General features: G+C 62.6%; 18 protein-coding genes and 1 pseudogene. 16 read left to right on the top strand and 3 right to left on the bottom strand.

Annotated features, from left to right (window positions below):
• The first annotated feature begins 1 nt into the window (after position 1).
• The 5 genes from AC1AV0_RS03595 to AC1AV0_RS03575 are packed head-to-tail and all read left to right on the top strand — an operon-like array spanning position 2 to position 5,744.
• Positions 2–994 carry a hypothetical protein gene (locus tag AC1AV0_RS03595; RefSeq protein WP_476571188.1) on the top strand — a complete coding sequence of 331 codons (993 nt, stop codon included), beginning with the start codon at positions 2–4 and terminating at the stop codon, positions 992–994.
• A 2-nt stretch (positions 995–996) separates the two neighbouring features.
• Positions 997–2,124, top strand: a complete 1,128-nt coding sequence (locus AC1AV0_RS03590) for a GHKL domain-containing protein (RefSeq protein WP_476571187.1) — start codon at positions 997–999, stop codon at positions 2,122–2,124.
• A 23-nt stretch (positions 2,125–2,147) separates the two neighbouring features.
• The gene (dnaB, locus tag AC1AV0_RS03585) at positions 2,148–3,509 is read left to right on the top strand and encodes a replicative DNA helicase (RefSeq protein ID WP_476571185.1); all 1,362 of its coding nucleotides are present in this window, start codon (positions 2,148–2,150) and stop codon (positions 3,507–3,509) included.
• 1 nt (position 3,510) lies between these two features.
• Entirely contained in the window at positions 3,511–4,989 is a 1,479-nt protein-coding gene (locus AC1AV0_RS03580) for a DUF1727 domain-containing protein (RefSeq protein ID WP_476571183.1), read from the top strand.
• Positions 4,990–4,994: 5 nt separating this feature from the next.
• On the top strand, positions 4,995–5,744 hold the full coding sequence (locus AC1AV0_RS03575) for a type 1 glutamine amidotransferase (protein ID WP_476571181.1): 750 nt from the start codon (positions 4,995–4,997) through the stop codon (positions 5,742–5,744).
• Positions 5,745–5,821: 77 nt separating this feature from the next.
• Here AC1AV0_RS03575 and AC1AV0_RS03570 read toward each other — a convergent pair whose 3' ends face one another.
• Positions 5,822–6,538, bottom strand: a complete 717-nt coding sequence (locus AC1AV0_RS03570) for an aquaporin (protein WP_476571179.1) — start codon at positions 6,536–6,538, stop codon at positions 5,822–5,824.
• Positions 6,539–6,867: 329 nt separating this feature from the next.
• Between AC1AV0_RS03570 and AC1AV0_RS03565 the strand changes: the two genes are divergently transcribed.
• Both AC1AV0_RS03565 and AC1AV0_RS03560 read left to right on the top strand, forming a co-directional pair.
• Positions 6,868–7,734 (top strand): transporter substrate-binding domain-containing protein, encoded by an 867-nt coding sequence (locus AC1AV0_RS03565; protein WP_476571177.1) that lies wholly within the window; start codon positions 6,868–6,870, stop codon positions 7,732–7,734.
• Between the two features lie 26 nt (positions 7,735–7,760).
• A complete protein-coding gene (locus tag AC1AV0_RS03560) occupies positions 7,761–10,943 on the top strand; it encodes a mechanosensitive ion channel domain-containing protein (protein WP_476571175.1) in 3,183 nt (1,060 codons plus the stop codon).
• 254 nt (positions 10,944–11,197) lie between these two features.
• Here AC1AV0_RS03560 and AC1AV0_RS03555 read toward each other — a convergent pair whose 3' ends face one another.
• Together AC1AV0_RS03555 and AC1AV0_RS03550 are read right to left on the bottom strand one after the other, a co-directional pair.
• Positions 11,198–12,427 carry an AGE family epimerase/isomerase gene (locus AC1AV0_RS03555; RefSeq protein WP_476571173.1) on the bottom strand — a complete coding sequence of 410 codons (1,230 nt, stop codon included), beginning with the start codon at positions 12,425–12,427 and terminating at the stop codon, positions 11,198–11,200.
• A gap of 128 nt (positions 12,428–12,555) precedes the next feature.
• Positions 12,556–13,782: an ROK family protein gene (locus AC1AV0_RS03550; RefSeq protein WP_476571171.1), complete on the bottom strand. Its 1,227-nt coding sequence runs from the start codon at positions 13,780–13,782 to the stop codon at positions 12,556–12,558.
• Positions 13,783–13,965: 183 nt separating this feature from the next.
• Here AC1AV0_RS03550 and AC1AV0_RS03545 point away from each other — a divergent pair, with 183 nt between their 5' ends.
• The 9 genes and pseudogenes from AC1AV0_RS03545 to AC1AV0_RS03505 all read left to right on the top strand — a co-directional run bounded on the left by AC1AV0_RS03545 (position 13,966) and on the right by AC1AV0_RS03505 (position 24,884).
• On the top strand, positions 13,966–14,211 hold the full coding sequence (locus AC1AV0_RS03545; RefSeq protein WP_476571169.1) for a phasin family protein: 246 nt from the start codon (positions 13,966–13,968) through the stop codon (positions 14,209–14,211).
• On the top strand, positions 14,212–15,984 hold the full coding sequence (locus tag AC1AV0_RS03540; RefSeq protein ID WP_476571167.1) for an ABC1 kinase family protein: 1,773 nt from the start codon (positions 14,212–14,214) through the stop codon (positions 15,982–15,984). It begins immediately after the preceding gene.
• A gap of 481 nt (positions 15,985–16,465) precedes the next feature.
• On the top strand, positions 16,466–17,281 hold the full coding sequence (locus AC1AV0_RS03535) for a YggS family pyridoxal phosphate-dependent enzyme (protein WP_476571165.1): 816 nt from the start codon (positions 16,466–16,468) through the stop codon (positions 17,279–17,281).
• A gap of 401 nt (positions 17,282–17,682) precedes the next feature.
• Complete coding sequence (locus AC1AV0_RS03530; RefSeq protein WP_476571623.1) at positions 17,683–18,621, top strand: class C sortase; 939 nt, start codon at positions 17,683–17,685, stop codon at positions 18,619–18,621.
• A gap of 279 nt (positions 18,622–18,900) precedes the next feature.
• Complete coding sequence (locus tag AC1AV0_RS03525) at positions 18,901–21,366, top strand: DUF7604 domain-containing protein (RefSeq protein ID WP_476571163.1); 2,466 nt, start codon at positions 18,901–18,903, stop codon at positions 21,364–21,366.
• A 160-nt stretch (positions 21,367–21,526) separates the two neighbouring features.
• Positions 21,527–23,056 carry an isopeptide-forming domain-containing fimbrial protein gene (locus tag AC1AV0_RS03520; RefSeq protein WP_476571161.1) on the top strand — a complete coding sequence of 510 codons (1,530 nt, stop codon included), beginning with the start codon at positions 21,527–21,529 and terminating at the stop codon, positions 23,054–23,056.
• A gap of 162 nt (positions 23,057–23,218) precedes the next feature.
• Positions 23,219–23,456: pseudogene (locus AC1AV0_RS03515) on the top strand (HTH domain-containing protein); the annotation flags it as partial.
• A 177-nt stretch (positions 23,457–23,633) separates the two neighbouring features.
• The gene (locus AC1AV0_RS03510; RefSeq protein ID WP_476571159.1) at positions 23,634–23,870 is read left to right on the top strand and encodes a hypothetical protein; all 237 of its coding nucleotides are present in this window, start codon (positions 23,634–23,636) and stop codon (positions 23,868–23,870) included.
• A 192-nt stretch (positions 23,871–24,062) separates the two neighbouring features.
• On the top strand, positions 24,063–24,884 hold the full coding sequence (locus tag AC1AV0_RS03505) for a fumarylacetoacetate hydrolase family protein (RefSeq protein ID WP_476571157.1): 822 nt from the start codon (positions 24,063–24,065) through the stop codon (positions 24,882–24,884).
• The last annotated feature ends 34 nt before the right edge of the window (positions 24,885–24,918 follow it).

Genomic DNA, 24,918 nt, shown 5'->3' with positions numbered 1-24,918 from the left:
TATGGGCCTGATCTCGCTGCTGTCCGACCCGCATACGATGGCATGGCTGCTGGCGGTCACCGTGGTGTGCATCACGCAATTTCACGCGCAGATCTGGCTGGTTCCGGTGCGGGTGTCGTTCACGCCGGTGCAATGCGCGCTGCTCACGGTGTTCCTCGCGCTCGATCCGACGGTGCTGTCCGTGGTGGCACCCGAGCCATTCGAGCAGTTGCCACTGGGTGTGCGGTTCATGGTGATGGCGGTGCGGTACGCGCTGTTGCCCGCGCTGATGCTGGTGGTGGTGCCGTACTACTGGTATCGGATCGAGCCGAGGGTGCGTGGATTCGCGATCGTGCGCAATCTGATCATCGTCGCGGTGAGTGTGCTGCTCACCTACGGTGCGGTGCGGGTGAAGGCCTTGCTGTATGGGCCGGGCGCGTCGCTGGCCGATGAGACCGACATCGTCGCCGTCGCGGTGATCGCCGCCGGCACGCTGATGGTGCTGGACACCCTGTTCGCCCGACAGGTGCGCGCGGCCATACTCAGCCGCGTGCAAAGCGCCGACCGGGAACGTGACTCTTTCCTCATGTTCTCCGCCGTGCAGCTGGCGGTGCTGTGCTTCACTTTGATCATGGCCGTCACTATATTCCACGACGCCACGGCGTTCACCATCGCGGCGGACGTGCTGGCCGTCGTGTGCCTGGTGACGGATATGGCCGTCGCCACCTCGATGTCTCGCGAGATGGAAGCCCGCAAGCATCAGGCGCGCAACGCGTTGCTGGAGGAGCGTCTGGACGCGCAGCTGGAGGAATACGCGGCCATCGCCCACCATGTGAAGGCCGCCGCACGGCGTCGTCATGACCTGCGCAACCAGCTCGGCGCGGTCGAGATATTGGCCCGCCGTGGGGATTTCGAATCGGCCGCGCGCCATATGGATGCTCTGCAGCGCGACTGGCTGGCCGAAGACGGCGAGTTTCAGGACGCTGCGCTTCGAGACAGCGAGGTCCGCGGATGAGCATGGTCGATATGAATGCGATTGGCGCCGGGCTTGCGCCGTTCATACGAGCGCTGTGCGGCATCGTGGCGGTGCTCTCGCTGGTGGCGTTGGGTGCGATGATGGTGCGTCTGGCCGCTCTGATGCGCGGATTCCATGTGCGGCGCGTGCTGGTGAACCTGCTGTTTCCGCTCAGCCAGCTGGTGTTCATCGCGTTCAACATGGCGTTCGTGTGGCTGCGTGTGGACGCCGTCGCACCATTGCTGGTGCTGGCCGCGCTCGCCGTGGTCTGCGCGGCGGTGGATTACGCGCTGTTTAGCAACCTGTACCGCGCCGAACAGGACGCGCTGCTGCGGCGGCGTGAGGAGATGCTGCGCGCGCAGTTGCAAGCCCAGCGGTCCCACACCTCCCGTGCCGCGCGGGAGATGGAGGCGGCTCGTGCGCAGGATGCGCTGATTACGGAACGGTTGCGCGCGGTGCGTGCCGCGGTGGAGTGCGGGGATGCGGAGGCGGTGTCGGCTGCGGTCGCGCACACCGTCGGCGCGCTGCCCACGGGTGCGTCCTATTGCGAGCATCCGGTGGCGGATGCGCTGATGGCGTTGAAGCTCGCGCAGGCGGCCCGTGCGGGAATCGAGGTCGACTATCGGCTTGAGGTGCCGGAGAATCTGCCGCTGACCAGTGTGGAGGTCTGCGCGCTGTTCTCCAACATCATGGACAACGCGATCGCCGCATGCTCGCAGCTGCCGCAGGGCCAGCGGCGCATCGAACTGCGCGCGCGGGTGGCCGCCGGCAATTTCGTGGTCCAAGAGACCAATCCCTGCGCCCAGCGACCGGCCTGCGGGCCCTCCACGCCCTCGCTCTCGTCGGAGCACGGCTGGGGCCTGTCGATTCTGCGCCGCATCGCAAGACGGCATCACGGCAGTGCCGACTTCGGGGTGCTCGACCGCGCCTTCGCCCCCGAAGCCGGGGATTGCGGTCCGATTACGGGCGGTGCATCCCGAAATGCATTCCAGGTCGCGTTCCGAGGTGCGGCTCAAGGTGCGTCCCCAGACATGGCCCAGCCCAGCTCGGACGTGCCATACCGCTGGCGCGCGACGGTAATCATCCCGCTTCCCGACCGTCCTAGGCAGAACAGCGCGGCTGTGGCCTGACCCATCTTCTATACTGGGTGCCTATGGCTGAAGGAAATGAACGCGACGCGATGTTCGATCGCGTGCCCCCGCATGACGACGATGCGGAAATGGCGGTATTGGGCGGCATGCTGATGAGCAAGGACGCCGTCGGCGAGGTCTCGCAGATGATCGACGTCACCGACTTCTACCAGCCGAAGCACCAGACGATCTACGAGGCGGTTATCGACCTGTTCGCCGCCAGCCAGCCCGTCGACGTGGTGCTGGTGGCCAACGAGCTGCTCAAGGCCGGCAATCTCGAGAAGGTGGGCGGCGCCGACTATCTGCACAGCCTGGTCGCTTCCGTGCCCACCGCCGCGAACGCCACCTATTACGCGGAGATCGTGCACCAGCGCGCCATCCTGCGCAATGTGATCGCCGCCGGCACCAAAATCGCGCAGCTCGGCTATGCGGCCGAGGGCTCGCAGGCTGAGGACGTGGTGAATCTCGCGCAAAGCGAGATCTACGAGATGAGCATGGGCAAGGTGCGCCAGGATTACGTGTCCATCGGCAACGCGGTGCACGACACGCTCGACCAGCTCGACAAAATGCAGAACGGCGAGATTCCCAAGGGCGTGCCGACCGGTTTCCGCGACATCGACAATCTGACCCAGGGCCTGCAGCCCGGCCAGATGGTGGTGGTCGCGGGCCGTCCGGCCATGGGCAAGTCCACGCTGGGCGTCGATTTCGCGCGCTCGGCCGCGTTGCACCATAATATGGCCGCCGTGATCTTCAGTCTCGAGATGAACAAGGTGGAGCTCGCCAAGCGCATCATCTCCGCCGAAACGAACATTCCGCTGGGCGCGCTGGGCCGTGCCGAGGAGATCACCCCGGAGCGTTGGAACACGCTGAATACCTTCTGGAGCAAAATGCAGGAGGCGCCGCTCTTCATCGACGACAGTCCGAATATGAGTCTGATGGAGATCCGCGCGAAATGCCGCCGCCTCAAGCAGACCAACGACCTGAAGCTGGTCGTTATCGACTACCTGCAGCTCATGACCTCCGGCAAACAGGTGGAGAGCCGCCAGCAGGAGGTGTCGGAATTCTCCCGTGCGCTGAAGCTCCTTGCCAAGGAGATCGAGGTGCCGGTGATCGCCCTCTCGCAGCTGAACCGAGGTCCCGAGATGCGCAACGACAAGCTGCCGCAGCTTTCCGATCTTCGTGAATCCGGCTCTATCGAGCAGGACGCCGACGTGGTGTTCCTGGTGCACCGTCCCGACTACTACAACCATGAGGACCGCCCGGGCGAGGCCGACGTGATCATGGCGAAGCACCGTAACGGCCCCACCGACACCTTCCATCTGGCCTTCCTTGGCGCGACTTCGAAGTTCAAGGATATGCCGCAGGACTTCAACCGGGGGGTGTGAGATGGCCGTACTCTCCTTCGCCACGCCTCTGATCGGCAAAACGGTGCGCTCGCTCGCCCGCCTCACCCGCCACGGCGGCAGCGCCTTCCCCGGCAAAATCGCGGAACGGCTCGACCCCGGCTTCCTGAAGCGCACGCTCGCCCAGCTGCCCTATGGCGTGGTGCTCGTCTCCGGCACGAACGGCAAAACCACCACCACCCGCATGGTGGCCATGATGCTGGAGGACTTGGGATTCAAGGTGTTCACCAACCCCACCGGCTCCAACTTCACGCGCGGCGTGGTCTCCGCGCTGCTGCAGGAGGTGAGTCTGGGCGGCCGTCTCGACGCGGATATCGCCGTGCTGGAGCTCGACGAGGCCTATGCCGTGCATTTCGTGCGTCAGGTGAAACCCCGTTACGCGCTGCTGCTCAATGTGATGCGCGACCAGCTCGACCGCTTCGGCGAGATCGACAACACCGCCCGTCTGCTGGGTCATGTGGCCGAGGCGACCACCGGCACGGTGGTGCTCAACCGCGAGGATCCGCGTATCGCCAGGCTCGCCGAGCTGGTGCCGGAGGGCACCGAGGTGCGCTACTTCGGTCTTGCGGACGAACTCACGCATTTCTTCCCATCCGACGATGAGATGGCCACCACCGTGGCGGCTGCGACAGACGCGACGACGGTGGAATCTCCTGCTATCAGCCCTGACTCCGCGGAACCAAAGTCCAATGCTGGCCACGCCCTCCCCGCCGACGTGACGCTGATGCGGGTCGGCGACCATGCCGCCACCTTCGCGATGGACGGCGAGACCTACGAGACCTCCGTCAAACTCGAGGGTGTATACAACTTATATAACGCGGCCGCCGCGCTGGCGATCGCCAGAAGCGTGGTCCATGACGCCGGTCTGCCTCAGGGAGGCCGTGAATCCGCAGCCTCTCAGACCGGCACTGCCTCTCAGCCTGGCGCTGCCTCTCAGACCGGCACTGTCGGGCAGTCCGCCGATTCCGCCCAATCCGCCGCCGCCGATAACTCCCGTCTGGTGCATGCCGTCGCCCAGGTGACCCCCGCGTTCGGACGCGGCGAGGTGATCGATGTGAACGGTTCGCCGGTGGAGCTGCTGCTCGTCAAGAACCCCATGGGATTCCGCCTGTCGCTCGCCTCCTTCGCACCCGAAGGCTGCGACACCATGATCGCCATCAACGACGAATACGCCGACGGCCGCGATATGAGCTGGCTGTGGGATGTGGATTTCGCCAGCCTGCGCGGCACGGGCGTGAGCATGGTCTCCGGCGTGCGCGCGTGGGATATGGCGCTGCGTCTCGGCTACGACGAAGTGCCGGTCGAGACGGTGGAACCCGACCTTGAGTCCGCGGTAAGCGCGTTCGTGAACGCGAACCCCGGCAAGCCGAAACATATGTACTGCACATACACCGCGATGCTCGCCGCGCGCGCCGCCTTGGGTCGTGTCGCGCAAGTCAGCGACGCCGGAGTGGGAAGGTGACGGGGATGGCCAACGTGATCGACATCGTATCCCTCTACCCCAAGGATATGAACATCTACGGGGATTCCGGCAATGTGCTCACCATCAAGCGCCGGCTGGAACTGTACGGCTATGAGCCGCGCGTCCACGCCTACAACCAAGGCGATGACTGGCCCGAACAGGTCGATATGATTCTCGGCGGAGGCGGGCAAGACACCGGCCAGAAGAAGATCATCGACGACTTCTACGCGCGGGCTGACCTGCTGCGCGCGCTCGCGGCCGACGGCGTGCCCATGCTGATGATCTGCGGCCTCTACCAGCTGTTCGGCGAGTATTTCGAAACGATCGACGGCACCCGGCTTGACGGCATCGGCGTATTCGGCGCATACACGATCGGCCGCGACGTGCGTATGATCGGCAATCTTGTCGAATCCAGCGACGATTTCGGCCAAATCGTCGGCTATGAGAACCATTCCGGGCAGACCTTCCTGCGCGAGGGCACGCGGCCGCTGGGACACGTCGAACAGGAGGGGCGCGGCAACAACGGCGAGGACCACACCGAAGGCGCGCGCGTCAACAATGTGATCGGCACCTACATGCACGGCTCGCTGCTGCCCAAAAACCCCGCCATCAGCGACTTCCTGATCCGCGCCGCCGTCGAGCGCCGCTACGGCGACTTCACCCCGCAGCCTACCGCCGAACAGCAGACGGAGCTGGCGCGCTTGGACCGATTCGCCCAAGAAGCCCGCCGCGTAGCCATAACCCGCCCCCGCTAATCGCTGAAACCAAGAAAGGCGCTCCTCAGGATGTGAGGAGCGCCTTTGAGATGGTAGTGCGTCGCGAAGCGAAAGGCTTACTCGGCGTCAGCCAGGTAGGCCGGGGCGAGCACGAAGCGGTGCAGCACGGCGGCCAGAGCGCCACCGACCAGCGGGGCGAGGATGAACAGCCACACCTGGGCGAGGGCTTCGCCGCCGGCGAGCAGGGCCGGGCCGAAGGAACGGGCCGGGTTCACGGAGGTGCCGGTGAAGGGCAGGCCGACCAGAACCACGGCGACCAGCGACAGGCCGATCACCAGACCGGCGATGTTGCTGAACTCCGGCTTGGCGGTCACGCCGAGAATCACCAGCACGAACACGAAGGTGAGCACGGTTTCGACCAGGAAGGCCTGGCCGGCGTTGGTGCCGAGGGCCGAGGCGTCGCCGTAGCCGTTGGTGCCGAGGGAGGCGTTGGAGCCGGTGAAGCCGACGAGGATTCCGGCGGCGGCCAGCGCGCCCAGCACCTGGGCCACCACATAGCCGGCGAAGTCGACGACGCTCATGCGGCCGTCGATCAGCATGGCCAGCGAGACGGCCGGGTTAAGGTGCGCACCGGAGACGTTGCCCACGGAGTAGGCGGCGATGACGATCGACAGACCGAAGGCCAGCGCGATCACCACGGAGGCGACGGCCAGGGCGGAGCCCTCCAGGCCGAGCGCGCCGGTCAGCGCGGTGGAGCCGACGGCGGTGCCGCAGCCGACCAGCACAAGAATGATGGTGCCGACGAATTCGGCGACGTATTTACGGAAATTCATGAACAATCCCTTTCTTTCAAAGTTCGGCGCATATGCGTATGTCGATGATGCGTCGCTCGCCCCAGCGTAGGCGAGCTCGGCATGGGGCTCGAGGAGCGGACCTCTTCAATAGGCCCAAAAGGGGCAGATGGCCTCATACCCCACAAGGGCAGAATCAGGCCCATGCGCGCGCGTTCCCGCGGAATCCCGCGAAATCATGGAAAGAGTGCGTTGAGCGGCGGGTGCGCCCTTGATTCTGGATTTCAACTTTTTGCAAAGCCCTGCGGGCCCGTGTGGGCATTCGCGGGCATGTGAGGGCCGGCCCGCGCGCGTGCATGTATCAGGAAAGAATGAAGAGAACGGAAGGGACCATTATGCATGGCTCCGGCAATACGATACGGCGTTCGCGCCGGTGGATGCTGGCCGTCGTCGCCTTGCTCGCGGCGGTCGCGCTGACGCTGCTTGGCGGCTGTACGTCGGGCATCGCCGGCGACAAAGGCACCCTGAGGGTGGGTGTGCGCGCCGACATCATCGGCTTCGGCTATCTCAACGAGAAAACCAACAAGTACTACGGTCTTGAGATCGACATCGCCACCGAGATGGCGAGCAGAATGGGCTACGGGGACGTCGAGTTCGTCACCGTCACGCCCGACGACCGCAAGGAGACGCTGGCGGACGGCAAGGTCGACGCGCTGGTCGCCTGCTATTCGATCACCGACACACGCAGGAAGAATTTCGACTTCTCCCCGGCCTACTACAACAACTCGGTGGTGATGGTGGTGCAGAACAGCTCGCTGATCGACCAGCTCACCGGACTCAAGGGCGGCACCATCGGCACGATGTCGGGCGCGAACACCGCTCCGATGCTGGCACAGAAAATGGCCGACGAAGGCTTCTCCGACGGCGTGGTGCGCTCCGCCAACGAAGACAACACCGACGTGCAGTTCGACAACTACCGCCTGATTCAGTACCCGTCCTACCAGGAGCTTTCCGACGCTCTGGAGGAGGGGCTGGTCGACGGCATGGCCCTGGACGGCGCCATCGCCAAAACCTATATGAACGACGAGCGCCGCACGCTGGACGACTTCAGCATCGACCCGCAGGAATACGGCGTCGCCACCCAGAAGGATTCCGACCTGAGCGAGCCGGTGTCCACGACGATCCAAAGCATGCTCGATGACGGCACCATCGACCAGCTCGTCGACAAGTGGAACTGATCGGGACTGAGAGGGAACAAGGAAACATGGTGACCAACGAACCTATGTCCAAACGACTGAAAATCAAAATCGCCGCCCTGCTGGCCGTGGTGCTGGCAAGCGTGGCGATCACAGGCCTGCTGCTGGCCGGCGTGCAGACCCAGCTATCGCTGTCGGGCTACACCGATGAGATGCGTCAGCAGAACGAGCAACTCAAGGAAACGCTGGAACAGGCCGACCTCGAGACGCAGGAAAGCACGGAAAGCTTCGACGAGACCTTCAGCGCGAAGGCCGAATCCGTCGCCTACATGGCCAACAACAACGCCGGCTTCGAAGCCACCGACGCCAAGATGAACGAGCTCAAAACGCTGCTCGCCGTCGACAACGTGCTGGTGGTCACCAAAAGCGGCGACGTGGTCGCCAAGGCGCAGGACACCCAGGCCGACTTCCATCATGCGCGCTTCAACCAGCTGCGCACGGTGTTCAGCGGCGACGAATCGTCCGAATCCGTGGAGGTGAGCCTGCCCGATCAGGACTGGAACTACCGCTACTATTCGGCCAAAATCGACGACAGCACCATGGCCGTGGTGGAGGCCAGTCCCAAGCGTCTGGACGACATCATCGACTCCAGCAGCTCGCTCACCGCCACGCTCAAAGACATCACCGTCGGCCAGCAGGGCTACATGATGGCCGTGTCCGCGCAGGACTACACCGTGCAATACCATCCGAACGCGGATCTGATCGGCGCGGACGCCCTGACGAACGGCCTGAACGTCGACGACCTCGAAGACGGCAAGTTCTTCCACATGGACTTCGACGGCACCAGCCTGTACAGTGGCGTGACCAAAATCGGCGACACGTACTACATCAGTTCCGTGCCCGAGCACACGCTGTCAGCCTCACGCAACGTCACCGTGGGCGTGATCCTGTTCGCGTTTGTCGTGGTGATGGCCGCCGTGGTGCTGTACGGCGTGTTCGTGCTGCGCGACGACGAACGCAACGGCCACCGCGATGAGGATCTGCTCTCGTTCGGCCCGCTGCGCTACAACCGCAAGGTCGGCGGCAAGGCGGTCGTGCTCTCCGTGGTGGGACTTGTGGTGGTCATCGCCGTGTCGTTCTACATGCAGACGCTGTTCGCGCTTTCCAGCGAATCGCTGGTCAACGCCGACCGCGCCTCCTCCATCGCCCAGACCATGTCGAATACCACCAAGCGCGCGAACGCTCTCAAGCAGGAATACAACACCCGCTATCTCAACAAGGTCAAAGTCGCGGCGTATGTGCTCGACCAGAACCCCGATCTGGCGAACAAGTCGGATCTGACGGAGCTGGCCGACGCGCTGGACGTCGACATGATCAGCGTGTTCAACGCCAACGGCGTACGCACCGCCTCCACCGATTCGAGCCGTTCGTTCACGCTCAGCGAGGATCCCGAAGACCAGTCCTACGCCTTCCGCCAGCTGTTGCAGGGAGTCGAATCGCTGGTGCAGGAGCCGACCGAGGACGACAGCACCGGCGCGATGCGCCAGTACATCGGCGTGCCCACCTACGACGAGCAGGGCCTGATCAACGGTCTGGTGCAGATCTCCGTCCATCCGCAGATGCTCGAGGAGCTGCTCACCAGCGTGGAGATCGACAATGTGCTCGACGGCGTGCAGGTGGGCAAGGACGGTTTCGCCTTCGCGGTGAGCAAGAGCAGCGGCAAGCTGGTCTACTTCCCCGACAGCCTCATCCAGGGCAAGAAGGCCACCAGCGTCGGCATGACTGACGCCCAGCTCAAGGGCGGCTACTCCGACTATCTGACGATCGACGGCACGACGTATTACGCCTCGTCCGTGGAGACCTCCGACTACTACCTGTACGTCACGGGTGGTGATTCCGAGCTGATGGCCGAACGTGTGCCGCTGACGCTTTCCACCGCCGGCATCGCGCTGGTGTGCCTGATCGCGGTGTTCCTGATCCTCGTCTTCGAGCGCGACCCCAAGGCCCGTGCGAAGAAGGCCGCTGCTGCCGTTTCTGGAGCCGCTGGTGAGCCCGGTGATCTTGGTGTGGCCGGTGAGGCCGCCGCGCCCGAATCCGAGGGCGATGCGAGCACACTCGACGCCCACGTGTTCGAAGTGAAGGTGCCCGGCACCGAACGCAGGATGAAAACCCAGTCCGCCGCCAGCCGCTGGCTCAACCAGTCCTTCGACTGGGACGAGAAGACCCCGGAGGGCAAGCTGGGCACGGTGATGCGCTGGTTCTTCGGCCTGTTCGTCGTGATCGTGTTCATCGGCGTGATGTTCAAGGACGAGATCTTCGGTAGCCAGTCCGTGTTCGCCTACGTGCTCGGCGGCGGCTGGAACAAGGGACTGAACATCTTCGCCATCACGGCGGCGCTGATGTCCGCCTGCGTGATTATCACCGTGGCCGCCGTGGTACAGGAGCTGCTGCGCATGCTCACCGGCGTGCTCGGCGCTCGCGGCGAAACCATGGTGCGCCTGCTGTGCAGCGTCATCAAGTACGGATCCATCATCGGCATCCTGTACTACTGCATGGCCCTGCTCGGCGTGGACACCGCCACGCTGCTCGCCTCCGCCGGCCTGCTCACGCTGGCCATCGGCTTCGGTGCCCAGCAGCTGGTCTCCGACATCCTCTCCGGCCTGTTCATCATCTTCGAAGGCGAGTTCCGCGTCGGCGACGTGATCCAGGTCGGCTCCATGGGCGGCACCGTGATCGAAATCGGCGTGCGCACCACGAAGATCGACGACGGCTCCGGCAACATCCTGGTGCTGCGCAACAGCGAGATCAGCAACGTGATGAACAAGACGAAGCTCGACTCCTACGCTTCGGTGGATATCACGCTCGAATACGGCGAATCGCTGCCGCGCGTCGAGAACATCCTCGGACGCGAGCTGCCGAACGTCAAGAAGCGCCTGCCCGCCATCCTCGACGGCCCGTTCTACAAGGGCGTCGCCGTGCTCAATCCGGACGGCACCGCGACGATCCGCATCGTCGCGCGCTGCGTCGAAAGCAGCCGTGGCCAGTTGGAGCGCGATTTGAGGCGCGAGATGAAGCTGCTTATCTCCAAGCACGGCATCCTCACACCGTTCCAGCAGGTGGTGGTCCACGAGCCCGCGGAGGCGGCCAAGCCGACGCTGTACGAGCTGCGCGAGGCCGATCGCTTCAACGAGGAGCAGAAGGAATCCGCCCGCCTCATCGGCAACGAAGAGGATGACGACGAAAGGGAGTGATTGACCTCTCCTTTGTAGGTGGCCACTCGGCAGATTGAGCGGCCACCTGGCTCCATCGGGCGGCCGCAACGTTTCACCGTGCGGCCGCCCGATGTCATTTGAGTGGACCAAACGCGCCGAAATACCCTCTTCAACAGGCTATGGAAAGTTTGGTGTGTCGGGCCGCCGAGCCGGGCTTTGCTAAAACGTTTGATTTACGAGTTTGGTGTGCGAAATCGGCCTTCTCTGGCAAACCCGACACACCAAACTCGTTATCATGCCGCCTTCAGGGCCGGGGCAACGGAAACCGCCGGGTCGAGCAGCGGGATCAGCGTGCACTGGGTGGCGTGGTACAGGTCGGATTTGCCCGGCCAGACCGTGCCGATCACCTTATTGTCCTTGTCGAGCTGGTGGAACCAGGAGCCATGCTCATGGTCGATGAGATACTCGTCGATGTACTGCCAGAACGTGGCATACCAATCCTTGAACACCTGCTTGCCGGTCACGCGCGCCAGCACCGCGGCCGTGTTCACGCCCTCGGCGAGCGTCCAGTGCATGCGGTCGGTGACCACCGGCTCGCCCTCCCAGTCGGTGGTGTAGGCCAAGCCGATGGTGCCGTTGCGGTTCCAGCCGTTCTCGAGCGCGCGCAGGAACAACTGCTCGGCGGCGGCGATATAACGGTCGACTTCCTCCTGCGGCTTGCCGGAGCTCAGGGCGTACTGCGTGATGAGTCGCGCCCATTCGATGCCGTGGCCCGGAGTCGCGCCATACGGCTTGAACTGGTCGTCGGGCTTGTCCTGATTGCATTCGAGGTCCAATGACCAATCGGCGTGGAAATGCTCGGGAATGCGCCAGTCGTTATGCGAGGCCCAGTCGATGACATGATCGGCGATGCGCCCAGCCCGCACGCGGTAGGTTCCATCGCCGAGAACGTCGGCGACCGCGAGGAAGGCCTCAACGGTGTGCATGTTGGCGTTGACGCCGCGGTATGGGTCGAGCGTGGTGAAGGCGGTGTCCCAGGTGTCGACCGCAAGTCCCGTCTCGTCATCCCAGAAACGCTGGTCGAAGGTGGCCAGCGCCTCGCTGAGCAGCTCGCGCGCGCCAGGGCGGCCAATCAGCGTGGCCGATGCGGCGGCCAGAATCACAAAGGCGTGCGTGTAGCAGATCTTGCCCTCGGCGGGAACGCCTTCGATGGAGACCTCCGGATACCAGCCGCCGTTGGCATCGTCGTGGAGCTGGCCACGCAGACCGTCAAGTGCGCGGTCCACCAGCTGTTCGGCGCCCTCCATGCCGTGCAAAGCGCCCAACGTGTAGACGTGGGCCATGCGGCAGGTGATCCAGGTCTGAATGCCGTGGCTCGGATCGGGATTGCCCAGATCGTCCAGCCAGCAGGAGCCGCCGTCGGAGGCGGGGAAGTTGCGCCCGAACGCCAGCAGTTCGTTGGTTTCGCGCTCGAGCAGCGCCTTGTTGGCGTCGGTGCCGTATTCGTATGATGCGTTGGTCATGGTGTCGGTGGTCTCCTTCGACGTTAGGCGCGGCCGTCTGCGATGAACGGTCGCTATATGAGTGCTGTTTATATATTAGCAGCTCTTATAAATAACGTCGCGGCATGTCGAAGATGATTTGTGTCCTTTCAGCGCGGCAGCATCGCGGTGGGATTGCCGAGCGCATGCTCGATGGCCAGCGCGACCGCGCCGCTGAGCACCTCGTCACCGCCCATGGTGTTGAGACTGAGCCGCACCCGCGCGCGCAACGCCGGTGCCACACGCTCGTCCACCACGGCCTGCGCGGCGGCCAGCAGCGGCTCGCCGGCCTCCGCCATCAAATCACCCAACACGATAATTTCGGGATCATAGGCGTTGATCACCGTCACGCATCCATACCCCACATAGCGCCCCAGCTCGCGCACATGCTCAAGCGCGTCCGCATCCCCCGCGGCGGCCAGCGCGAACAGGGCGCGGCATGCCGCGATGGGGGAGAGACGCTCCGCATCCTCCACCAGCAGCGGCGTGCGCGCGATCAGCCGCTCGCGCACCGCCTCCGCCGAACAGTACCGCTCCAAGCAGCCGCGGTTGCCGCATTTGCACGCCGGCCCGTTGACGTCGATGGAGATGTGCCCGATTTCGCCGGCACCTCCGTGCGCGCCGACCAACAGCTGCCCGTGGTCGATCACCCCCAGGCCCGTACCCTCGCCGAGCAGCAGGTAGGCGAGGGAATCGGCCATACGGCAATGCGGATTGAGCAGCTGCTGGGCCAGCGCGCCCGCGCCGGCGTCATGTGCGAGCGTCACCGGCACGGCGAACGCATCCACAAAGGATTCGCGGAAATTCACCGACTCCCAATCATTGGTCTGCGTGACCACCGCGATGCGCCCGTCCTGCGGAAGATACGGGCCAGGAATGGTGATGCCGACGGCGACGATGGCCCGGTCGGCTTCCAGTCTCTCCCGAATCCAATCCTGGGCGCGCGCGACCACATCCTTGGCGTGTTCTCCCGCACCGATGGAGAGTTCGGCGCGCGAATCGGGCTCGTCGAGCGGATTGCCTTCCAGCGTGAACACGCCGGCCGTGATGGAGCTGCGTTCGAAAGTCACGCCGATCACGCGCAGGCCGGTGCCGTTGAGCGCGATGCCGATCGAGCGGCGTCCGGCGCGTCCGGGCATGTCGCCCACCTCGGTGATCGCACCGAGCGCGATGAGGTCGCCGGTGATTTTGGTGATGGCGGTGGGGGTGAGCCCCGTCTCGCGGGCGATGTCCGCGCGCGAGCAGACGCCGCGCCGGTAGAGGGCGCGCACCACGCGCGCGCGGTTGTACTCCGTCAGGGCGGTGAGATTGCCGATGATGGGAAGCGGCTGGCTCATGATTCTCGCGATTCCTTCGTGCGGTTGGACTGCTCCCATACTAATGCGTCGGCAATGCGACGGTGAGCGTCAAGTAATGCGTCGGGGCGGTTGCGTTCGCGGCGATATTCGCGTGGGACTGCGTTTTTCGCGGCCTCTTCTGGGGTACAGTAGAAACCACGCAACAACCAAAGGAGGCGTATCATGGCTGATTTCGATTTGGGCGAAGGCCTGCGCAAGGTGTTTCTCGCGGGCGTCGGCGCTCTGGCGACCACCTACGAGAAGGGCACGGAAATCGTCAACGAACTGGTGGAGAAGGGCGAGCTCACCGTTGAGCAGGGCAAGGCTCTGAACACCGAACTCAAGCGCAAGGTGACCGAAGCTGTGGACGATGCCAAGAAGTCCGCGGCCGAAGCCGCCGAGAAGTCGGACGAGACCGAAGGCGAATAAGTGACGTTCGGCGATGGCGAACCGTCGTCGGCCCCGCTGCACAGCAGGGTCGACGCGGTTCTCACCCCCGCGGCCGCCAACAAAGAGGCGAACTCATCCAAAACGCCGGGAACGCCGGCGGATGAGACCATCGGCCTGTTCAGCGGCCGTAGAGATACGTTTTCCGCGCGGTATCATCTGACCCGACGCGGCAAACTCAAGCGTCTGGCGCAGATCACGCGCATCGTCGAGCAGTTCGACGTTCTGCACGGCTTGACGCCGGTGAAGATGCGTCTGATGTTCGAGGCGCTGGGACCCACCTTCGTCAAGGTCGGGCAGATTCTGTCGATGCGCTCCGAAATGCTGCCGCAAAGCTTCTGCGACGAGCTGGCGAAGCTGCGCGCCGACGCCGACCCCATGCCGTACGCCACGGTGTTGGAGGTGCTCGCCGCCGAATACGGTCGCCCCGTCGAAGAGATCTTCGCCAATATCGACGCCAAACCGCTGGGCTCCGCGTCGCTCGCGCAGGTGCACCGCGCCACGCTGTCTACCGGCGAGGACGTGGCGGTGAAGGTGCAGCGCCCCGGAGTGCGCGAAACCATGGCGCAGGATGTCTCCATCATGCGATCAATCGCCAAGGCCGCCACCAAAATGGTGCCTTCGGCGCAGATCGTCGACCTCAAAGGCGTGGTCGAGGAGCTGTGGGAGACGTTCCAGTCGGAAACCGACTTTCTGGTGGAAGCGCGCAACCTCGCCAAATTCAAACGTTTTTCGGAGCGGTTCCGCTACATGGACTGCCCCAAGCCCTACACCGACCTGTGCACGCAGCATGTGGTGGTGATGGATTACGTCGACGGCATCTCCGTCTCGCATCCGGGCGAGCTGATCGAGGCCGGCTACGACCTGAAGGAGATCGGCACCAAACTCGTCGACAACTACGCCACGCAGATCCTCGACGACGGATTCTTCCACGCGGACCCGCATCCGGGCAACATCATCATCCGCGACGGGCAGATCGTGCTCATCGACCTTGGCATGACCGGCCGTCTCGACCAGCGCACCCGTTCGGTGCTTAAGGAGATGATCTTCGCGGTCGCCAAACAGGATTCGCCCGCGCTGGCTGACGGACTGCTGCGATTTGCTGGCACCGACGCCGACCCCGCGGACTATCCGGCGCTGCTCGCCGACCTCGACGTGATCGTCACGGAATTCGGCACCGTGGATCTGGCCGAACTCGACATCGCCGCGTTCCTCACCTCGCTCACCCAGCTCGCCTCGCGCCACGGCATCGAAGTGCCGAGCACAGTGACCACGGTCGGCCGCGCGCTCGTCACCTTGGAAGGCTTGTTGGACGAATTCATTCCCGACGTGAACATGATCGAGATCATCTCCGACCATATCGCCACGTCGAAGTCCATGAAAGAGGCCGCGCAGGATGAGCTCAAGGCGCTTGGCGTCGAGGGGTATCAGGCCCTGCACGGCACGTTGGCCACATTGGCCGAGCTCAAAGTGGCCTCGCGCATGCTCACTCGCGGGCAGCTGCGCGTCAATATGGAGCTGGTAGGCGCCGAGGAGCCGATGCGCAAACTCAGCGACATGGTCAACCGCATCACCATGGCGCTGATTGTGGTCGGCCTGTTCGTCGGCTCGTCGATTGTGTACTTCGCCGGCATGAAGCCGATCATCTTCGGCATCCCCGTCGTGGGATTCATGGGCTACGTCGTCGCATTCGTGCTGTCCGTGTGGATCGTGTTCGACATCTACTTCAAAGGCCGCAGATCCAAACGTCGCTAGCCCCGCTTGCGTCGTCCTAGAGCGGAGCGTGCTTTCCCTCCGTCATCCTGAGCGGAGGCGTAGCCGGAGTCGAAGGATCTCATCTCCTTCGACTCCGCAAAGGCCCATTCGAAAAACCCAGTCTGAATCATTCGAAAAATCTAGTATGGCCACTTTCCAAGTGCATTCTCCCCGTCTGATGACGTGTCGAATGCTCCCCGGAAGTGACCATATCGAGTTTGGTGTGTCGGGGTGCCGAGACCATGCTCTGCTAAAGCGTTTGATCGCCGAGTTTGGTGTGGAAAATCGGCCGTTTCCAGCGAATCCGACACACCAAACTCGATATGCACCCAAAAATGACGGTCTGTACGAGAGATTACGCGCCCGTGCGCGCCCTGCGCGGGCGCTTGAGTGTGCCGTTCAGGCCGTTCTTCATACGCGGCTACTACGATGAGGGTAAGGCAATAAGCGAGCCCCATGCGGGCGCGGCCAGGGGAGTGTCATGACGGCATATATGGAACATAAGGATCTCACCAACGAGGCGATCGACGAAGCGCGTGCCCGCCAAATCACGGACAACGCGCATCGCGCGCTCGATCGCGTCGCCATGGCCGAGGTCGAGGCTGGCCGGGAGATGGGTTCGGTGCGCTTGCTGGCCGCCACCAAAACCCGCGATGTGGGTGAGATTCTCGCCGCCATCGACGCGGGTGTGCGCATGATCGGAGAGAACCGTCCGCAGGAGATCGCGGCCAAGGCCCCGCTATTGGCCAAGCGGTTGGCCGAGCGCGGATTCGCGCTGGGAGCGGATACGACCATGGTCGATCCGGTCGAACATATTCCTTTCCATCTCATCGGCCAATTGCAGTCGAATAAGATCGGCAAAGTGCTGCCCGTGGCCGATACGATCGAATCGGTGGATTCCATCGAACTGGCGGAGAAGATCGCCCGCCGCGCGGTGGCTCGCAATATACGCGTCGGCGTGCTGCTGGAGGTCAACGAATCCGGTGAGGATTCCAAATCCGGCTGCCCGCCCAGCCACGCCATCGACCTGGCGCAACGCATCGGCGCCATGGGTGGTCTCGAATTGCAGGGGCTGATGACCATCGGCGCGCATGTGGACGACGAGCGCGTGATTCGCTCCGGTTTCGCCCATCTGCGCCGCACCCGCGATCTGATTCTGGAGTCCGGTGCCGAAGGCGTCGAGCATTGCGTGGAACTGTCGATGGGGATGAGCCAGGATATGGAACTCGCCATCGCCGAAGGAGCCACCATCGTGAGGGTTGGCACTGCCATCTTCGGAGAACGCGACTTCATCTGACCCGTTTTCGTCGCTGACGGGGGTATGGGGGTATCCATCCTCGGCGAGGACGTCGTACGCTACCACCAGCGCGGGGGTGACCCGCAAGGGCGTGCGACGAAAGGGGCGGCGTGAGGTCTATAGACAAGGCGATTCGTGCGGGTGCGAAGCACGTCGCGCAACCCACAGATTCCACAGTTTCCGTGGATGCCGCAGCTGTCACAAACCCCACAACTTCCACGACTGCGTCTTCTGATCGACCTTCCGGACAGCCTTCCGCCCAACCCTTCGCCCAATCACATGGTGCGTCTTCCGCCCACGACTCCACCCGCACTTTATCTCCCAGTCCGCACGCTGACTCCGGTTATCCCACCGTCTCCGCCTCGCCCACTGATTTTGCCGCCATAATCGACGTCTCCCATATCGTCCGCCGCCAACGGTCGCTGCGCCTCAAACTGTGGGCGATGCGCGTGGTCGCCATACTGCTGGTCCTCGCCGCGGTCGGCGTGGGTGGATTTCCCCTGGCCATGCAATACCGTTCCGCGCGCGAACTCGCGAACACGTCGACGAGCGCCGCCCAGCGCGTGGCAGGCTGGCCGTATCCTCAGGCGGAAACCGCGCTTGAACAGGCGCAGGCGTACAACACGCGCCTTGCCGAATCGGGGCAGGCGATTCTGGGCGAGGCCATCGACCCCTTCTCCGCCATCCAAAACGCCGCCAACGGCGATGGCGCCGCAGCCGAAACGGAGTCCGCCTCGCAGCAAGACGAGGAATACCAGTCGCTGCTCGACAGCGGCGGCGGTGTGATGGGCACCATCAGCATTCCGAAAATCTCCGTGGAGCTGCCGATCTACCACGGCACCTCCGAAACCGCGCTCGCCTCGGGCGCGGGCCACCTCTACGGCACCAGCCTGCCGGTCGGCGGCGAGAACACCCACAGCGTGATCACCGGCCATCGCGGCCTGGTGGAGGCGGCGATGTTCACGCGGCTCGATGAGATGGAGGTGGGTGACTACTTCTATATCGAGGTGATGGGCGAGACGCTGGGGTATCAGGTGGACCGCATCACCGTGATCGAGCCGGACGACACTTCGCAGCTGAAGATCGTCTCCGGCGAGGATCGCGTCACGCTGATGACCTGCACGCCCTACGGCGTGAACACGCATCGTCTGCTGGTTTCCGCCGTGCGTTCATCGATTCCGGATGTGATTCCCGCCAAGCAGGACGCGGTGATGGATGCCCGCGTCATCGCCGTGGGTGTGGGTGTGGGCGTGCTGGTGCTTGGGCTGATGGTGCTCGGGTTCCGTCGCTCGCCGTGGCATATCCGTCGCCATGCCGCCCGCTGGCCCAAGCGGGGGTAGTCATCTCGCGAAACGCCTCATTCGGGTCGGTATATGAACGTTTCGTGCGTGTGCCGGTGGAGTACGAGGGGATATAGGGCAAGGTCTGAGGCTCTGCGATTGCTTGTTTGACGATGCTCACGAGGGGATGGGTATTGCCTTGTTCAGGGTGTACGCACCGGCTGGGGAAGCTCATTAGTTTGGCGCAGTGTATGGGCGTCTCATGCCCTATGGGGCGCTTAGGAAGACAGCCGCCGAAGTGGGTTGTGTAGTCATCGGCGATAGAGGAACGGACAGAATATGGGTAAAATACGCGAGTTGTTCGCCCGGATTGTAGGGGCGTGCGTAAATAAAGCCGTGGCGTTGGTCGTCGCGCTCGCCATGGTGGTCAGCGTCGCCTGCGTAGGAACCGCCGTCGCCGACGAGTCGGACGAATCAGGGCAGTCGGACTCATCATCCCAGACGACGGATGCGAATGACGAAACAGCGAAAACCGATGAGGAGCTGGCGGCTGAAGCCGATGACATTCGTCCTGCTGAGAGCGCGGACGACGGGGTGGCTGTCGCCTCGGACGGCGACACGGATTTGGAAGCTCCCGCGCACCGCAAGTACATCAAAGACAACGGTGATGGCACATATTGGCTGTCTCTGGACGTGACCGGCGCCTCCCGCGCCAGCACCGAGCAGAACTACCAGGCCGCGGACGTGGTGCTAGTGATGGATACCTCAGGCAGTATGAATGACTGTGTTGTCAACGGCTGGGGAGGAAAATGTAGACAAGACCGGTGGGATATCGCGACTTCTGCTGCTTCGGCGTTGGCCAATCAGCTATTGACTGATGAGAACGCGGCGTTGCCGACGAATCAGCAGGTGCAGATGGCGGTGGTGGATTTCAACGTCATTTCAAAGGTTATGGATCTCAGTTCGCGATGGGGCACTCAGGAATGGACCACATCCGCTTCGGCCGTCACGAGCTCTTTTGGAGATATGAATGTTGGCGGCGGCACCAACTGGGAGGCGGGCCTGAACAGTGCGAATTCGTTGAATTCGGCTCGTGCGGGTGTAAAAAAGTACATCATTTTCCTGTCTGATGGCGAGCCGACCTACCGCAATTCTTCGATGGGAACCACCTGCAGTTCGTCGTCATCGGGCGGTGAATGCAGAAGATACGGTGAGTATGGGATCTATGGCAACGGAAACAGCGATAGCGAGGATCGCAATTACAACGCTGCTGTCATCGAAGCGAACAGGCGCAATGGCGCCGAACTGTATGTGGTGAGTACGGGTTCCGGAGCGAATGGCGATATGAGTCAATTCGCCGACGATACCAAGGGCACCTTCTTCGATGGTACTGACGAAGAGAAGCTCACGGCGGCGTTCGATTCCATTATCGAGGAGATCACCCGTCAATCCACGTATCGGGATGTGCTGATTAAAGACACACTGTCCCAGTATGCCGTGGCGACGGACAGCCAAGGTGGTACGGGAGCTGCGACGGAAATGTCCGCATACGATGCGAACGGCGATGTCTCGCGGACCGATCCGGCTGCGCTCTCCATGAAAGTGGAATACAATCAGACGACCAAGGAACTGTCACTGAGCTTCCCCGAAGGAACGACGCTCAGCCCGAATGTCACCTATGTGGCGCGCATTCTGATTAAACCCTCCGACGAGGCGTACGACTACTTCATCGCGCATAGCGGCGCGTATCCGAACACCGGTGACGCCAATACCGACGCCGAGGGTAATACGACCAGCTCTAACCAGCCCGGTTTCTATGCGAACGCCACTACGGATGGTGACACCACGTCGGCGACGGTGTATTACAAAGTGGTCACCACGGTCAACGGTGAGGAGCAGGTCGGCGAACAGCAAAGCGCGCTCTATGACCGTCCGGTGATTCAGGTAAAGGTGCCAAGTCTGACACTGTCCAAGAGCGTGGATAACACCTACGCCGGCGACTACGGTGCACAGCCTACGAACTGGACGCTATCGGCGTTGAAGAACAACGGTGCGTACGGTATCAACCCGACTTCCCCGAGTGGAGAGACAACCACCAACGGTTCCGTGTCCACGCAGTCGGTGCCTACAACCCTATTGGCACCAGGTACCTATACCTTGTCTGAAACTGCAGACGCCTCCACTGGATACCAGTATTTCGCCGGATATGCGGACGGGCAGTGGAAGTGCGTCGACAAAAACGGAAAAGACGTCACCCTGACCAGTGGCAATTCGCAGCGGGTGACTCTGAAGCCAGGAGATGAAGTGACCTGCACCGTGACCAACACTGCATTGCCGGGGGCGATCTTCTGGCAGAAAGTCGACCAGCGTGACCAGTCGAAGCTGCTTGACGGTTCTCAGTGGACGCTGTCTAGCGATGTCAAAGACTTCGAAGATTTGAACATCATGGATAACGGCGAGAACGACCAATCCTCCGATACTGCCGGCGAGCTGTCCGTGGGCGGTTTGGTCTGGGGCGAATACACCCTCACCGAAACCAAGGCTCCGACGGGGTACCAGACTCCGGCCGGTGACGATGCCAAGCACAGCGTCAGCGTACTGCCTAGCAGTGGCACTGAAGGTGAAGGACGTTTCGTCATTGATGCTGGTGTCATTTCCAATGCACGTATCGAAGTGTCTTCACTGCCGTTGACTGGTGGGGCGTCCGAACGCGACTGGCTGATCGGTGGAGCTGGGTTGGGTGTGCTCGCTTTGCTGCTGATCGGTGGCGCGGGCATCTGGCGCGGTAAGCAGCGTTTGCTCTGATTTTCAGTCAGTTTTCATCCAATCTCGTGGCGGCTGTCATAGTCTCACTGTTTCAACCGCCACGAGTCGAATAATTTCAAAAATTTGCGGATCGCGGAGTCTGAAGTATGTGGCTCCGACTTCCGCGAGGGCAAAAAACCAAAAGAAAGGACATCCTCTCATGAAGATGAGGAAAGTATTCGCCTCAATCGCCGCGGCCGCGACGATGATGGCCGGTCTCGCCTTCGGCGCGACCACCGCAAGCGCGGCGCCTGCCGATCAGACGCTGACGCTGAACGCAGGAAGCTATGGCGTGGTTGACGGACATACGTTCAAGTATGTGGAGCTGGCCTCGTATGTCGATGGAACCAGCGGTGAAATCGAAACCGTCGCGAATCGTGACACTGTGGTGGCTGCCATCAAGACCGCCACCGGTGCGGACGTGCCTGCGGACGTTGATCCGTTGGTGTGGGCGCAGTCTGGCGATCTCAACGGCACTGGCAGCCCGTTGTTCGGTGACAATTCGGCGTTCCCCTGGAGCGGAAACGACGCCTCGCGTAAATTCGCTAACGCGCTGGTCTCCTATGTGGAGAGCAAAGGCACTACGGTGACTGCGAATACCGAGCCGTTCACTATCAACGGCCTCGACGGCGGCCTGTATCTGCTGATCGATGTGACTGACGGCGCGACCGCGACCGAGAAGTCGTTGCCAATCATCGTGGGCACGGCTAACGAAGCCGTGGGCATGACCGGCGAGATCAACGTCAAGAACCAGGATCCCAACGTGCCGCCGACCAAGAGCGTCGAAGGCGACACCGATGGCACGGTGAGCGTCGGTGATACGCTGACCTACACCATCGAAGGTATGGTGCCCTCCACCACCGATCAGGCTGATGACTACACCTATTCGTTTGTGGATTATGCCTCCGCTGGCCTGTCCATCAATACGGGCAAGAGCAATGTGAAGGTCTACGTCGAAGGCGTGGAAGAGCCTCTTGCGGAGTCCGAATACACCGTGACCCCGGACAATCAGACTGTGACTGGCGACGGCACTAACGCCACCTTCACCGTCTCCCTGACGAAGACTGCACTGGACAAGCTGCAGGCCTCCGCCGGCAAGAAGCTGTCCGTGAAGTACTCCGCCACCGTGACTGAAGATGCCGAGAAGAACCCGGTGACCAACTCCGCCGAGATCAACAACGGCGGCAATGCGTCCGGCAAGGGAACTGTGACGTTGCATGCCAACAAGTTCTCCTTCACCAAGGTGTGGTCTGACGGCACCGCCGCGACCGGCGCCTCCTTCGAGGTGCTCGACGCTGACGGCAAATCCGTCGGCAAGATCGAGAAGAACTCCGGCAATGTCTTCGAGTTCTCCGGTCTGAAGAACGGCACCTACACCGTCCGCGAAACCAAGGTCGCCGATGGCGCTCAGAATGTCACCGGATCCTTCACTGTGGAATTGACCTATGACGAGGAGTCCGACACCACTTTGGTGGAGTTCAGTGACAACCTGACCAGCGATCCCTACGATTTGGTCAAGCAGGACGGCGAAGGCAACATCAAGGTGACTAACGTCAAGTCCATCACCCAGCTGCCGCTGACCGGTGCCGCCGGCACGACGCTGTTCTCCGTGATTGCGCTGCTGCTCGCGGGTGCCGCCTTCACGGTCTATTCCAAGACCCGTAACATGAAGCGCGATTTGAACGCGTGATGTATGTCTAAAAGAAGAGAGGGGGCCGCGAAGCGCGTCGCCCCCTTTCTTCGCTGAAAGCCGACGAACCGAATTGTCCGCAGCCGGTTTCGTCGGCTTGATGGGAACTGTGATGCGGACGGGGCATCCAACCAGGGATGGTTAGTGATATGGGGGAGCCAAATGGCGACAGGTGGAGGCATATTCAGTGCCGAGGAAGTGCGGTATCTCAGAAAACTGCCGGCGGTGGCGAACGTCACGCGCAGTCGAATCATGTATTCGGAGGCGTTCAAACGGTCCTGTCTGCGCCGGTATTTCGCCGGCGAATCCCCGGTGAGGATGTTCCGCGAGGCCGGGCTCGACCCGTCGCTTGTCGGATATAAGCGCATCGAACGATGCTTCGCACGCTGGAAGGCGCAGGCGAAGAAAGAAGGTATGGAGCAATATCTCGCCGAGTCCGATGCCTCCGATGCTGTCGACTTCTCGTCGGCGTTGTTCGCGTCCCATGAGGTCGTCCCCTCTCGCACGAAAAAACGGGGGGGGGGGCATTATTGCCTCTTCTCGGTCGTCGCGTGATTCCTGGGAAGGCGTGCGCGATATGATCATCGCCCAGCAGGCCCGCCGCATCGACCAGTTGGAGCAGGAACTCGCCTTCGTGCTGGAGCACGCTGAAGGAGTGTCCGAACAGCTCGCCTCCATTCCCGATTTCGTCTTGCGGCGAGAGTTTGGTGTCGGCGTCGAAGATTCGTCGACTCCAGAAGACGCAGCGGAATCACCCGATACCACGGACTCCGACGCAGATTCCAACGAGGAGTCGACCCCACAGGATGAGTAAACACAGCATTCTGAGCGGAGGCAGAGGGTGCCTTCCCACACGTCATCCTGAGCGGAGGCGGAGCCGGAGTCGAAGGATCTCATAACCTGGCCAATCAAGAGATCCCTCGGCTCCGCTCGGGATGACGTGCGGGCTGCAAAGCCGACGGCCGAAAGCCGCGCGTTGTGCCCGGCCATGCCTACACTGGTGGCTATGAGAATCGCACGTTTTTCCTTCAATGAATCGCCCCGCTACGCCTTCGTCCAAACCGACGAATCCGACGGCAAAGACTACCTCGTCGAGCTCGACGGCCATCCGCTGCTCGGCGGCGAAGTGGCACCCACGGGCAAGCGCTATCCGGTCGACGGCGACGGCATCCGCCTGCTCGCGCCGGTCATCCCCTCCAAGATCTACGGCCTGGGCAAGAACTATGAGGCGCACGCCCAGTTCATGCATGAGGCCGGCCATTCCGACATCGCCCACGCGCCCGAGGATATGGTCATCTTCTCCAAGCCGTCCACTTCGGTGATTGGCCCGGATGATCCGATTGTGATTCCCTCCTATTCGAACGATATGAACTACGAGCCCGAGGTGGCCGTGGTGATGGGCCGCATCGCCAAGAACGTGCCGGTCGAGCAGGCCATGGATTACGTGCTCGGCTTCACCTGCACCAACGACGTGACCTTGCGCGACCTGCAGGGCCTCGACCCGATGTGGACGCGCGCCAAGGGCTTCGACACCGCTTGCCCGCTGGGCCCGTGGATCGTGAGCCGCGACGAGCTCAATTGGCGCGACGCGAAGATCTCCTTCACGCTCAACGGCGAGGATGTGCCGGAAGCCAACGGCACCACTGCCAATCTGATTCACGGCATTCCCGAGCAGATCGCCGCCATCTCGTCGTTCGCCACGCTGTTGCCGGGCGATGTGATCCTCACCGGCACCCCGCACGCCTCCGGCCAGCTCAACCCCGGCGACGAGGCCATCGTCAACGTCGAAGGCATCGGCTCCCTGCGCAACGTAGTCCTTCGCGGCTAAGTCGTGCTCCTCTCCGTCATCCTGAGCAGCCCAT

Source organism: Bifidobacterium sp. LH_558 (assembly GCF_056356295.1).
The sequence above is the reverse complement of the archived record's forward strand: the minus strand, read 5'-3'. Positions and strand labels throughout refer to the sequence as shown.